The organism is Kitasatospora sp. NPDC041917, assembly GCF_055589745.1.
Genome location: NZ_JBVJBI010000010.1, coordinates 196,162 through 209,454 on the forward strand (window position 1 = coordinate 196,162; position 13,293 = coordinate 209,454).

Genomic DNA, 13,293 nt, shown 5'->3' on the forward strand with positions numbered 1-13,293 from the left:
CACACGGAGGGGGCGCGTGCCACGGCACGCGCCCCCTCCGTCGTCGTCTCCCCCGCGCCGGCTCAGGGCGTCCGGAAGACCCACAGCTTGGCCAGCACGAACCGGACCACCGTGGCGAGGCCGTTGGCCACCACCAGCCCGGCCACCTCGACCGTCCGGGAGGCGTGCGGCACCGCCACGTCCAGCAGCGCCAGGGCGCCGCTGGACAGGCCCAGCCCGATCAGGAACGCGACCGCGCCCTGCAGTTGGTGGCGCACCGCGCCGTCCGAGCCGGTGATGCCGAAGGTGAAGCGGCGGTTGGCGGCGGTGTTGGCCACCGCGCTGACCGCCAGCGCGATCAGGTTGGCCACCTGCGGCGAGGTCACCAGCCGCAGCAGCACGAACAGCGCCAGGCAGAAGACCGTGCTCAGCACCCCGATCACCAGGAAGGACGGCAGCAGCCGGCGGACCGGCCGGGGTGCCTCGGCGGGTTCCTCGCGCTCGTCCCGGGCCGTGGGGAGGCTCTCGTTCACGCGCCCGCACCGTACCGGTCCGGCTCCTCGGCCGAGTCGTAGCCGACGAAGTACGCGGGCCGCGCCTGGACCGCCGAGTAGATCCGGCCGACGTACTCGCCCAGCAGGCCGACGCAGACCAGCTGCACGGCGCCGATGAAGAGCATCCCTATGAACAGCGAGGACCAGCCGGGCACGGTGGAGCCGACGGCGTACGCGATCGTGGTGTAGAGCGCCAGCAGGATGCAGACCAGGAAGCTGAACAGCCCGAGCCAGGTGGCCAGTCGCAGCGGGGCGGCGGAGAAGTTGGTGACGCTGTCGAACGCGAGCCGGACCATCTTGGACAGCGGGTAGTGGCTGCTCCCCGCGATCCGCTCCTCGCGGACGTAGACCACCTCGCCGCTGGGGAAGCCCAGCCAGGGCACCAGCAGCCGGTAGACCGGCTGGTGCTCGGGCATCGCCTTGAGCGCGTCCACGGCCGCCCGGCTGAGCAGCCGGAAGTCGCCGGCCTGGTTGGGCATCCGCTTGCCGACCAGTCGGCGCATCAGCCGGTAGTACCCGCCGGCGGTGTGCCGCTTGAAGAAGGTGTCGGTGCCGCGGTCGCCGCGCACGCCGTAGACGATGTCCAGGTTCTGCTCGCGGGCGAGCGCCAGCATCTCGGGGATCTTCTCCGGCGGGTCCTGGAGGTCGGCGTCGATGGAGACCACGTAGTCGCCGAAGGCGCGGTGGAGGCCGGCGGTGAGGGCGGCCTGGTGCCCGGAGTTGCGGGCGAAGCGGACGATGCGGAACTCCGGCCAGTCCTGGCGGATCTTCTGCATCAGCACCGGGGTGACATCGGTGCTGCCGTCGTCGACGCCGACCACCTCGTAGCTCACGTCGAGCCCGTCGAGGATCGGCCGCAGCCGTTCGACGGTCAGCGGGAGCGCCTCCTGCTCGTTGTAGATAGGCATCACGACCGACAACAGCGGTGCCGTTGACATGCGTTGGTCCCACTTTCCACGACGGCCGGGCTGGATGTCGCCCGACCTTAACAGTCTGCGATGAGCGGCCGGTGAAAGGCGGCGCGCTCCGGTGAACCGCTGCTGAGACGCCGAAGGGCCCCGCGCACCGTGCGGTGCGCGGGGCCCTTCGGACTGAGCCTGTACGAGGCAGGCAGGTCAGACCGTCAGACTACTTGATGATCTTGGTGACCTGGCCGGCGCCGACGGTGCGGCCACCCTCACGGATGGCGAACTTCAGGCCCTCCTCCATGGCGATCGGCTGGATCAGCGCGACCGTCATGGCGGTGTTGTCGCCCGGCATGACCATCTCGGTGCCCTCGGGGAGGGTCACGACGCCGGTCACGTCCGTGGTACGGAAGTAGAACTGCGGGCGGTAGTTGTTGAAGAACGGGGTGTGGCGGCCACCCTCGTCCTTCGACAGGATGTAGGACTGGGCCTCGAAGTCGGTGTGCGGGGTAACCGAACCCGGCTTGATGATGACCTGGCCGCGCTCGACGTCCTCGCGCTTGATGCCACGGAGCAGCAGACCGACGTTCTCACCGGCCTGGCCCTCGTCGAGCAGCTTGCGGAACATCTCGATGCCGGTGACCGTGGTGGTGGTCTTGGTCTCCTTGATGCCGATGATGTCGACAGTCTCGTTGACCTTGAGGATGCCACGCTCGATACGGCCGGTGACGACGGTGCCACGACCGGTGATCGTGAAGACGTCCTCGATCGGCATCAGGAACGGCTGGTCCACGGCGCGGGCCGGGGTCGGGATGGCCTCGTCGACCGCGTGCATCAGGCCGAGGAGCTTCTCGCCCCACTCCTTGTCGCCCTCCAGCGCCTTCAGCGCGGAGACGCGGACGACCGGCAGGTCGTCGCCCGGGAACTCGTACTCGGAGAGCAGCTCGCGGACCTCGAGCTCGACGAGCTCCAGGATCTCCTCGTCGTCCACCATGTCGGCCTTGTTCAGGGCGACGACGATGTACGGAACGCCGACCTGGCGGGCCAGGAGGACGTGCTCCTTGGTCTGCGGCATCGGGCCGTCGGTGGCGGCGACCACGAGGATGGCGCCGTCCATCTGGGCGGCACCGGTGATCATGTTCTTGATGTAGTCGGCGTGACCCGGGCAGTCGACGTGGGCGTAGTGGCGCGCCTCGGTCTGGTACTCGACGTGCGCGATGGAGATGGTGATACCGCGCTGCCGCTCCTCCGGCGCCTTGTCGATCTGGTCGAACGGCGTGAAGGGGTTGATCTCCGGGTACGCGTCGTGCAGCACCTTGGTGATGGCCGCGGTCAGCGTGGTCTTACCGTGGTCGATGTGACCGATGGTGCCGATGTTGACGTGGGGCTTCGTCCGCTCGAACTTCGCCTTCGCCACTGAGTCCTCCTGAGGACAGTTCCTGTACGCCGTGCTGACGCCAGTTGGTCTTTGATCGGTTTTGGTGCGGGTTGTCCGGAGGACATCCCGTGCCGTCCCGCTGGTGGGGGGGCCGGAGGCTCCCGGGAGGATCCGACCGGATCCTCCCGGGTTGCCTCCGAATAGCCTAAGGCTTCGCTATCGTCCCGATTATCGGGACGTCACTCGCCCTTGGCCTTGGCGATGATGTCGTCCGCCACGTTCTTCGGAACCTCGGCGTACGAGTCGAACTGCATCGAGTAGCTCGCGCGACCAGAGGTCTTGCTGCGCAGGTCACCGACGTAGCCGAACATCTCGGAGAGGGGCACCAGCGCCGTGACGACGCGGGCACCGTGACGCTCGTCCATGGACCGGATCTGGCCACGGCGAGAGTTGATGTCGCCGATCACGTCGCCCATGTAGTCCTCGGGCGTGGTGACCTCGACGGCCATCATCGGCTCGAGGAGGACCGGCTTGGCCTTCCGCGCGCCTTCCTTGAACGCCATCGAACCGGCGATCTTGAACGCGAGCTCGGAGGAGTCGACGTCGTGCGCCTGACCGTCGAGCAGGCTCACGCGGACACCCTGCAGCGGGTAGCCGGCGAGGATGCCGAACTCCATGGCCTCCTGGCAACCGGCGTCGACCGACGGGATGTACTCGCGCGGAACGCGGCCACCGGTGACCTTGTTGACGAACTCGTAGCCCTCGGCCTGCTCGAGCGGCTCGATCGCGATCTGCACCTTGGCGAACTGACCGGAACCACCGGTCTGCTTCTTGTGGGTGTAGTCGATGCGCTCGACCGCCTGGCGGATGGTCTCGCGGTACGCGACCTGCGGCTTGCCGACGTTGGCCTCGACCTTGAACTCACGGCGCATACGGTCGACCAGCACCTCGAGGTGCAGCTCGCCCATACCCGCGATGATGGTCTGGCCGGTCTCCTCGTCCGTGTTGACCTGGAAGGACGGGTCCTCCTCGGCGAGACGCTGGATGGCAACGCCCAGCTTCTCCTGGTCACCCTTGGACTTGGGCTCGATCGCGACGCGGATGACCGGGGCCGGGAAGTCCATGGACTCCAGGATGACCGGGTTCTTCTCGTCGGACAGCGTCTCACCGGTGGTGGTCTGCTTCAGGCCCATGACGGCGATGATGTCGCCGGCGCCCACCGAGTCGATCTCCTCACGCTTGTTCGCGTGCATGCGGTAGATCTTGCCGATGCGCTCCTTCTTGCCCTTGACGGCGTTCAGCACCGAGGTGCCGGACTCCAGGCGGCCCGAGTAGACCCGGACGAAGGTGAGCTTGCCGAGGTGCGGGTCCGACATGATCTTGAACGCGAGCGCGGCGAGCGGCTCGTCGTCCGAGGCCTTGCGGGAGATCTTGACCGTGTCGTCACCGGGCTTGGTGCCCTCGATGGACTCGATGTCCAGCGGCGACGGCAGGTACTTGACGACCGCGTCGAGCAGGGGCTGAACGCCCTTGTTCTTGAAGGCGGTACCGCAGAAGATCGGGGTGAAGTCCGAGTTCAGGGTGCCCTTGCGGATCGCGTCCTGCAGCAGCTCGACCGGGATCTCCTCGCCCTCCAGGGCGAGCTCCATGATCTCGTCGCTGACGTTCGAGACCGTGTCGATGAGCGCCTCGCGGTACTCCTCGGCCTGCTCCTGCAGGTCGGCCGGGATGTCGACGACGTCGTACATCTCGCCCTTGGCGGCCTCGGCGGACCAGACCAGCGCCTTCATGCGGACCAGGTCGACAACGCCCTGGAAGTCCGACTCGGCACCGATCGGCAGCTGCATGACCAGCGGGGTGGCGCCGAGGCGGTCCACGATGGTCTTGACGCAGAAGAAGAAGTTCGCGCCCGTGCGGTCCAGCTTGTTGATGAAGCAGATGCGCGGGACGCCGTAGCGGTCAGCCTGCCGCCACACGGTCTCGGACTGGGGCTCGACACCGGCGACACCGTCGAACACCGTCACGGCACCGTCGAGGACGCGCAGCGAACGCTCCACCTCGACGGTGAAGTCGACGTGGCCCGGGGTGTCGATGATGTTGATGGTGTTGTCGACGTCGTCAACGGTCCAGTGACAGGTCGTCGCGGCCGACGTGATCGTGATGCCGCGCTCCTGCTCCTGCTCCATCCAGTCCATGGTGGCAGCGCCATCGTGGACCTCACCGATCTTGTACGAGACACCGGTGTAGAACAGGATCCGCTCGGTGGTGGTGGTCTTGCCCGCGTCGATGTGCGCCATGATCCCGATGTTGCGGACCCTGGCGAGGTCAAGGGAGGTTGCAGCCATGGTGGCTCGTTCTCTCTCTGTCTAGTGACGGGGTAGGGACTACCAGCGGTAGTGCGCGAAGGCCTTGTTGGACTCGGCCATCTTGTGGGTGTCCTCACGACGCTTCACGGAAGCGCCCAGGCCGTTGCTGGCGTCGAGGATCTCGTTCATCAGGCGCTCGGTCATGGTCTTCTCGCGACGGGCGCGGGAGTAACCGACCATCCAGCGCAGCGCCAGGGTGCTGGCGCGGCCCGGACGGACCTCGACCGGAACCTGGTAGGTCGCGCCACCGACACGGCGGGACTTGACCTCGAGAGCCGGCTTGACGTTCTCCAGCGCGCGCTTCAGCGTGACGACCGGGTCCGAGCCGGTCTTCTCACGGACGCCCTCGAGGGCGCCGTAGACGATCCGCTCGGCGGTGGAGCGCTTGCCGTGCAGCAGGATCTTGTTGACCAGCTGGGTGACGACCGGGGAGCCGTAAACCGGGTCGATGATGACCGGGCGCTTCGGGGCGGGGCCCTTACGAGGCATTCTTACTTCTCCTTCTTGGCGCCGTAGCGGCTGCGGGCCTGCTTGCGGTTCTTGACACCCTGGGTGTCGAGCGAACCGCGGATGATCTTGTAGCGGACACCAGGAAGGTCCTTCACACGACCACCGCGCACCAGCACGATGGAGTGCTCCTGCAGGTTGTGGCCCTCGCCCGGGATGTAAGCGGTGACCTCGATCCCGCTGGTGAGGCGCACACGGGCGACCTTGCGGAGAGCCGAGTTCGGCTTCTTCGGGGTGGTCGTGTACACACGCGTGCAGACCCCACGGCGCTGCGGGGAACCCTTCAGCGCGGGAGTCTTGTTCTTCTCGACCTTGTCCTGCCGGCCCTTTCGGACCAGCTGCTGGATCGTAGGCACCGTTTCTCCGTTTTCTGTGTGCCAAGGCTTGGTGGAACTAACCTGCGATGTCTCCCTCGCACACGGCCCCGTGGTCGACCCACGCGGTCGGGTGTGTTGGGCTTGTTACGACACGGAATCCCATGGCTGCTGTACAGCGACGGCGCTCTACGCGCGGCGCGCTGGGAAGCGCTCCGGCTCGGCGCGGCGACCGGTGTGCATGCACGCACAAGGACCCGGGGACACCCCAGGCACAAGGTCAGAGCGTACCTAGCGCATCGGGCTCGGTCAAAACAAATGCAACGCCGCAGGTCGCGGGGCTTGCACCGAAAGCGGGCCGGGAACCGGGCCGGGGCGGGGCTCCCTACCACAACCGGGCAGCCCCCGCACCGCGACCCTACGCCTCCGCGTGGGCCCCGGCGAGCCGGGGCGGGTCCTGGCTGGCGCTGCCGCCGGCCGCCCCGGCCGACTGCGGCAACGGGCGCTCCCGGTTGTCCGACACCGCCGTGAACAGCCCCAGCGCGAGCGCGGCCAGCGTGTACACGGCCAGCCAGAGCATCCAGGTGCCGGGCGGGGACCAGTGGGCCGGGTTGATCAGCAGCGGGCCGGTGCTGCCGACGGTGTTGCGGCGCAGCGCCCAGAGGAAGGCCGCGGCGTTGACCAGGGACAGCGAGAAGCCGGCGATCACCAGCAGCCGGCGCCAGGCGAAGCCGCCCCAGGGCAGCCGCTCGTGGCAGATCGCGGCGCACAGGATCGGCAGTCCGACGGCGAACGGCAGCAGGTAGCGGCCCTGCCAGATCATGCCCAGCTGGCGCGCCTGCATGGCCTGTGCCGCTATCGGTATCACCACGATGCCGGCCATCACGCCGACGATCGCCAGGGCGTCGCGGAACCGGGCGTAGCAGAGCGCGAACATCGCCAGGGCGAGCGCCACACCGCACCAGACCAGCAGCGTCGCGGCCGGCGCCTCGGCGTCCAGCCAGCCGAAGTAGCCGATCATCTGCTTCATGTAGAGCAGGCCGAAGTCGAAGGTCTTCCGGGCCGCGGCGAGCGGGGTGAGGTCGCTCGGGGTGTTGATGATCGAGTTGTCCGGGTGGCTCGACGACCAGGCCAGGGCCGCGACGGCCCCCGCCGCCGCCAGGCCGCCCCAGAGCCAGGTCACCTTGCGGCGGAGCACTTCGCGCACCGCCCCCTTCTGGCCCAGCAGCAGCGCGAAGAACAGGGCCCCGGCGAACCAGATCAGGCCCAGCGGGCGGATGCTGATCAGCACCAGCGCGCCGATGCCCAACCGCGCCAGCCGGCGGTTCAGCAGGAGCGGGTCCGGGCTCATCAGCATCGGCAGCCCGGCGCTCCAGACCAGGATGCCCGCCGCGATCTCCGGACCGCTCGGGTTGACCACGCCGAACAGGAACAGCGCCATCGGCGTGGCCGCGGTGATCACGCCGAGCAGGGTGAAGGAGCGCCGCCGCCACTCCGCCGCCGAGACCACCGCGCTCGCCACCAGGGCGGAGCAGATCAGCGCCGACATCAGGCGCATCAGGTAGAAGGCCTTGGCCCCGTGGACCAGGAGGCTGGGCCAGCCCACCGCGAAGTAGTACGCCGGGTGGTAGCGGCCCGCCGCGGTGGTCACCAGGGTCTCCCCCGGACGGTCCACGAGCCGGGGCGCGCAGGAGGCCGGCTGCTCGGGCTTGAAGACGTAGCAGCTGTTGACGTCCTTGAGGTCCTGGTAGATGCGCGGGAGCTCGACCCCGGTCTCGGCGAACTGGCCCTCGATGCCGCCCACCAGGTGCGGGACCATGACCTCCCGTCCCTCGACCTGGCCTCGGGCGACGGCCGCCGCCCGGATCAGGTGTGCGTGCTCGTCCGGCGAGGCACCGGTCGGCGAAGCGAACGCCCAGGCCCCACTCAGTGCGAACAGGATCGCGAACGCCACAACCCACAGACGCCTCGGTGAGGAGACGAGCCGGTCGGCGAGGCTCTTGACGGCGGTGATCATCATCAGGATTGGGCCTTCGGGGTCAGTTCGGGCTCATGGGCGGGAACTGGTTACTTGATCATGCTGAGCCATGACTGGTCACCGGTCTTGGAGCACTGCCCACCCGGCGCGAACTTCGGGCAGGTGCCGTCGAGGTTCTGCATGGTGTGCGACACCCACGGCAGGATGCGGTAGGTGTCCTCCTTCGCCGGCATGTAGCGGTCCGCCATCGACGAGGAGACCGTACCGAACAGGAAGAGAAGAGCGAACAGCGTACCGATCACGGCCGCCTGCGGGCCCGGCAGGGCCGTTCCGGCGGTTCCGGCGGTACCGGCGGCCTCCGCGGCCCGGCGGCGCTCGGCCAGCCGGAGCGAGACCAGGTGGGCGAGCAGGGCGCAGAGCAGCAGGCCGCAGTAGAGCAGCTGGTTGTTGGTCCGGGTGTAGAGCTGGACCGTCTGCGTCTCGTACATGTGCGAGGCGATGAACATCCGCATCACCCAGGCGCTCGCGAACATGCAGCTGATGGTGACGATCACCGGCTTGCGGATGCCCAGCCAGAGGGCGGCGCCCAGTGCGACGAACATCACCACCGCGAACAGGTCCATGCCGCCGAACTCGCCGGGGATCGGCCAGTCCCCCACCTTGCCCGGCATGTCCGTACGCCACATCAGGAAGTACGCCGGGTCAGTGAAGTTGTCGAAGCGGAAGTTGGAGTCCTTGGTGTCCGGGGCCTCCGTCAGCATGGTCACCAGGTAGCTGCCGCAGACCAGCAGGAAGGCGGCCCCGGTGGTGCCGAGGTACGCCAGGCCCTTGCGCCGGTCTTCGTGCCAGGGGAAGTACATCAACGCCGCGACCAGCACGCCGAGGGCGCTCCACAGGAACCAGCCGGAGTACGTGAGGAACATCAGGCCCAGCAACGCCCCGAAGCCGCCCGCCTTCAGCAGCAGCAGCCGCCAGCCGTCCGTCCCGCTCCGGCGCAGGTGCACCACCACGGCGACCAGCACGGGCACCAGGACCACCAGCACGGTCTGGCTGTACGGCTTGTAGGCGTCGATCAGGGCGAAGGCCGGCAGCACGCCGAAGGCCAGTGCGCGGACCGGGCTGAGCAGCATGCGCCACGAGAGGTAGACCAGCGGGCCGAACGCTGCGGCGCCGAAGATCTGCAGGTCCTTGAAGGCGTACGCGGTGTTGCCGCCGCGGAACAGCTCCGCGTAGAAGCCCAGGGTGTAGAGCGGCGCCGGCGGGTAGACCGGCGAGCCCGAGGGCTGACCGTTCACCACCGCGTGGGCCCACTCGACGATGCGCTGGCTGTCGCCGTTCATGCCGAACATCGGCCAGGGCGTGCCGAGCAGCGCGATGACCGCGCCGGCCGCCACGAAGCCGCTGGCGAGACCGGCGATGGCGGCCGAGGAGAAACGGGACGCCAGGCCGAAGTGCCGGCCCGAGCGGAAGCGCATCGCGAGCACGACCGCGCCGAGCAGGAGGAAGCCGATGACCGCGAACCGCAGCTGCACCGCGGCGAGACCGCTCACCTGGGCGATCCGGTTCAGCGGGTCCATCTGGAAGCCGCGCGCCATCAGCGGGAGCACCAGGGCGGCCAGGAAGGAGACCACGGCCTCGCCCGCGAGCAGTGCCGGAGCCGACGTCCGGAGCCGGGCCACGGAGCGGCCCGCGGATCCCCGGATCAGCGAACGTCCTCCGATCGGCGGGATCCTGGAGGCCTCTTGGGCACTGACTGTCACTGGCACGGTCCTCAGCTCGTGGTCGCTCGCTCGGCCCGCCCGGCCCTTCGGCGTCGGCCGGTGACGGAGAACGTACTGCTTCCGGGTGCGCGGCGGCAGCCCCGGGCATCATAGGTCCTCCGTCTGAGGAAGGCCCCATCGGGAAGAACGGCCGACCACCGTGGGATCACCCGACCGGGTGGGCCTCAGGCGAAGCCGAGGAGGATCATCAGGGTCCAGAACACGCACCCCAGGTAGCCGATGACCAGGCCGAGGACGGCCGCCCAGTCGCCGTCCATGTTGCGGCGGCGGATCTCCGAGCGGGCGATGTGGCCGGTGATCACGGCGGGCGCGGAGAGGCCGACCAGACTGGCCACCAGGGAGACCACGGCGAGCACGTTGGTGGGGCGGGCCTGCACCGGCGGCGGGACGGCCATGAAGGTGGCCGGAACCGGCGTGGCGGCGGCGGCCGGCGGCGCCGTCATCGGCCCGGAGGGCAGGTCGGCCACCAGCACGGCCAGCTGACCGTAGGTCTGCGCCGCGGCCACGGCCTCGTGGCGCTGCTCGTACTCCTGGACGGAGAGCCGCCCCTCGGCGAACGCGGCCTTGAGCACGTCGAGCGTCCGGTCCCGGTCCGCGTGGCCCGCCCGCATCGCCGCCTGCGACGACACCGCGGGCGCGGGCACCGGCTGCCAGCCCCCCGCCGACCGCTTGCCGGGCGGATAGCCGGAACCGGGCTCGCCCCATGGTTGTACGGACATCCGCCACCTCCCGGTAGCGCGGCACCCCCGCGCACGTCACTGCTTCCTCATAGTGCAGGACGAACGGCCGAACTGAGTAGTTGCCAAATCGGCCCAGTAGCCGCCGAGAAGAGGATATTGGTCGGCGTGCCTCACCCGTTCGGCGGATGTGCTCAGGGGATGCTCAACTCGGGCGACAGCCTGTTCGAGCAGTGACAGGCTGAGCCCCGAGGGCTTCCACCAGCACGATGCCCACCACTCCACCACCACGAGCAGAGAAGGCCGCCATGCAGGCGTCAGCGCCGCCGTCCTCCGACCTCCCCGGGCCGGGAACCCCGTCCGCCGTCAGCATCCAGGGGCTCTGGAAGCACTTCGGCACCCAGGCCGCGGTGGCCGGGCTGAGTCTGGAGCTGCCGGCCGGGGCGTTCATCGGCCTGGTCGGGCCGAACGGTGCCGGCAAGACCACCACGCTGTCGATGGTCACCGGGCTGCTCCGGCCCGACCAGGGCACCGTCCTGGTGCACGGCACCGACGTGTGGGCGGACCCGGTCACGGTCAAGGCGCGGATCGGCATCCTGCCCGAGGGCCTGCGGATGTTCGAGCGGCTCAGCGGGCGCGAGCTGCTCCAGTACACCGGGCGGCTGCGCGGCCTGCCCGGCGCCGAGGTGGACCGGCGGGCCGAGGAGCTGCTGGCCGTCCTGGACCTCGGCCGCGACTGCGACAAGCTGGTCGCCGACTACTCCACCGGCATGCGCAAGAAGATCGGCCTGGCCGCGGCGCTGCTGCACAACCCGGACGTGCTGTTCCTGGACGAGCCCTTCGAGGGCGTCGACCCGGTCTCCGCCCAGACCATCCGCGGCGTGCTCAAGCGGTACGCGGCGGCCGGCTCCACGGTGGTCTTCTCCAGCCACGTGATGGAGCTGGTCGAACAGCTCTGCGACTGGGTCGCCGTGGTCAACGCCGGCCAGGTGATCGCCCAGGGACCGCTGGACACCGTACGGGGCGGGCGCAGCCTGCACGAGGCCTTCCTGGACCTGATCGGCGTGCGCGAGGACGACGGGCAGGCGCTCGGCTGGCTCGGCGGCGGGCAGCCCGGGGGTGCCCTGTGACCGAGCGGAGCGAGGCCACGCGCACGGCCTCGGTGCCCGACGGGCGGACGGTGGTGCGCGCCCTGGTCGCGCTCAAGCTGCGGCTGCTGCGCAACGGGCTGCGGCGCAGCCCCGGCCGGACCACCGTCTACGTGATCGGCGGCGTCGTGGGCCTGGCCCTCGCGGCCGGCGTCGCCGTCGCCATGAGCGCGCTGAACGGGCGCTACGCGGGCTCCGGGGACGCCGGGGTGATGCTGCTCGGCGTGCTGGCCCTGGGCTGGGCCGCCCTGCCGCTGTTCCTCTTCTCCAGCGACGAGAGCGCCGACCCGACCCGGCTGACCATGCTGCCGCTGCGGCCCGGCCCGCTGCTGCGCGGCTCGCTGCTGGCCGCGCTGATCGGACCGGGGCCGCTGATCAGCCTGGTGCTGGTGACCGGCGCGGTGCTGGCCGGCGCGGCCGGCGGCGCCTCGGCCGCGGTCGCGGTGCCCGCCGTACCGCTCGCGGTGCTCTGCCTGGTCACGCTCTCCCGGGCGGTCGCGGCGGGCAACGCCCGGATGCTCTCCAGCCGGCGCGGCAAGGACTTCGCGATCTTCGGCGGGCTGGCCTTCGCGCTGCTGGTGCAGGTCGCCAACGTCGGCTCGCAGAGCATCCTCGGCCGTCGGGGCGGACCGATCGACCTCACCCCGCTGAAGCCGATCGCCTCGGTACTGCGCTGGATCCCGCCGATCAGCGCGGCGGACGCGCCGCGCACCGCCGGCGAGGGCCGGTACGGGCTCGCGCTGCTCCAGCTCGCCGCGGCCGCCGCGCTGCTGGCACTGCTGCTGCGCTGGTGGCGGCGGAGCCTGCAGGAGCTGATGGTCACCGCCGACTCCTCCACCCTGGAGGTGGCCCGGGGGGTGCAGAACTCGCGCGGCTGGCGCTTCCTGCCCCAGGGCCGGACCGGCGCGGTGATGCAGCGCCACCTGCGCTACGCCTGGCGCGAGCCGCGGGCCAAGGCCGCGCTGTTCACCAGCATCGGGATGACGCTGGTGATCTGCGTGCTGTCGATGGTCCAGGGCTGGGCGAGCGTCTACCTGCTGGCGATGACCGGGGTGTTCCTCGGACTGCAGATGCTCAACCTGTTCGGCATGGACGGCTCGGCGTTCTGGATGGTCGCCGCCACCCTGCGCACCCCGGCCGACGCCCGGTCCGAGCTGCGCGGCCGGGCGTACGCGGTGCTGTCGTACGCCGTCCCGGTGACGGTGGTGCTGGGGCTGGTGCTGGCGGCCGTCACCGGCCGGTGGGGCGAGCTGCCGTCCGCGCTCGGCCTGGCGCTGACCCTCCTCGGCTGCGGGATCGCGCTGGGCTCGATGTTCAGCGTGCTGGCGCCCTACACCATGCCGGCCGACAGCAACCCGATGCGCAACGCCGCCCCCGGACAGGGCGGGCTGATCCTGCTCAACCAGTTCGGCTCGATGCTCGGCGTCACGGTGCTGGCACTGCCGGTCGGCGGCTACCTCGCCTGGGCGCTGGTCTCGGACGGGCCGAGCTGGCCGGTGCTGCTGGTCGGCCCGCTGTACGGCGCCCTGGTCGCGACGCTGGGCGTGCGGATGGCCGCGGGCCGGCTGCTGGAGCGCACGCCGGAGATCCTGGCCAAGGCCATCGAGCGCTGAGCCGCGGGCCCCGCCGGCCCGAGCGCCGGACGGTCTTCGCCGCGGCTCCGGCATCATGGGCAGGAGGCCGGACCGTCGAGGAGAGCAGGGACA

Annotated in this window: 11 protein-coding genes; 2 read left to right on the forward strand and 9 right to left on the reverse strand. The window is 69.9% G+C overall.

Annotation, left to right across the window (positions count from 1 at the left end):
- Positions 1-62 precede the first annotated feature (62 nt).
- The 9 genes from ACZ6EM_RS15370 to ACZ6EM_RS15410 all read right to left on the reverse strand — a co-directional run bounded on the left by ACZ6EM_RS15370 (position 63) and on the right by ACZ6EM_RS15410 (position 10,481).
- The gene (locus ACZ6EM_RS15370; protein WP_401050870.1) at positions 63-512 is read right to left on the reverse strand and encodes a GtrA family protein; all 450 of its coding nucleotides are present in this window, start codon (positions 510-512) and stop codon (positions 63-65) included.
- Positions 509-1,441 (reverse strand): glycosyltransferase family 2 protein, encoded by a 933-nt coding sequence (locus ACZ6EM_RS15375; protein ID WP_452182871.1) that lies wholly within the window; start codon positions 1,439-1,441, stop codon positions 509-511. Before ACZ6EM_RS15375 ends, ACZ6EM_RS15370 begins: the two co-directional genes overlap by 4 nt.
- A gap of 220 nt (positions 1,442-1,661) precedes the next feature.
- Positions 1,662-2,855 carry an elongation factor Tu gene (gene tuf, locus ACZ6EM_RS15380; protein ID WP_359897522.1) on the reverse strand — a complete coding sequence of 398 codons (1,194 nt, stop codon included), beginning with the start codon at positions 2,853-2,855 and terminating at the stop codon, positions 1,662-1,664.
- Positions 2,856-3,055: 200 nt separating this feature from the next.
- A complete protein-coding gene (gene fusA, locus ACZ6EM_RS15385) occupies positions 3,056-5,161 on the reverse strand; it encodes an elongation factor G (protein ID WP_359897523.1) in 2,106 nt (701 codons plus the stop codon).
- A 39-nt stretch (positions 5,162-5,200) separates the two neighbouring features.
- The gene (rpsG, locus tag ACZ6EM_RS15390; RefSeq protein ID WP_030055803.1) at positions 5,201-5,671 is read right to left on the reverse strand and encodes a 30S ribosomal protein S7; all 471 of its coding nucleotides are present in this window, start codon (positions 5,669-5,671) and stop codon (positions 5,201-5,203) included.
- A gap of 2 nt (positions 5,672-5,673) precedes the next feature.
- The gene (gene rpsL / locus ACZ6EM_RS15395; RefSeq protein WP_014144289.1) at positions 5,674-6,045 is read right to left on the reverse strand and encodes a 30S ribosomal protein S12; all 372 of its coding nucleotides are present in this window, start codon (positions 6,043-6,045) and stop codon (positions 5,674-5,676) included.
- A gap of 376 nt (positions 6,046-6,421) precedes the next feature.
- A complete protein-coding gene (locus ACZ6EM_RS15400) occupies positions 6,422-8,023 on the reverse strand; it encodes a DUF2142 domain-containing protein (protein WP_359897524.1) in 1,602 nt (533 codons plus the stop codon).
- A gap of 47 nt (positions 8,024-8,070) precedes the next feature.
- Entirely contained in the window at positions 8,071-9,660 is a 1,590-nt protein-coding gene (locus ACZ6EM_RS15405; protein ID WP_465772535.1) for a hypothetical protein, read from the reverse strand.
- A gap of 266 nt (positions 9,661-9,926) precedes the next feature.
- Positions 9,927-10,481, reverse strand: a complete 555-nt coding sequence (locus ACZ6EM_RS15410) for a DUF1707 and DUF4190 domain-containing protein (RefSeq protein ID WP_465772536.1) — start codon at positions 10,479-10,481, stop codon at positions 9,927-9,929.
- Between the two features lie 266 nt (positions 10,482-10,747).
- Between ACZ6EM_RS15410 and ACZ6EM_RS15415 the strand changes: the two genes are divergently transcribed.
- Together ACZ6EM_RS15415 and ACZ6EM_RS15420 are read left to right on the forward strand one after the other, a co-directional pair.
- The gene (locus ACZ6EM_RS15415; RefSeq protein WP_401049623.1) at positions 10,748-11,569 is read left to right on the forward strand and encodes an ABC transporter ATP-binding protein; all 822 of its coding nucleotides are present in this window, start codon (positions 10,748-10,750) and stop codon (positions 11,567-11,569) included.
- Positions 11,566-13,200 carry a transporter gene (locus tag ACZ6EM_RS15420; RefSeq protein WP_401049625.1) on the forward strand — a complete coding sequence of 545 codons (1,635 nt, stop codon included), beginning with the start codon at positions 11,566-11,568 and terminating at the stop codon, positions 13,198-13,200. Before ACZ6EM_RS15415 ends, ACZ6EM_RS15420 begins: the two co-directional genes overlap by 4 nt.
- The last annotated feature ends 93 nt before the right edge of the window (positions 13,201-13,293 follow it).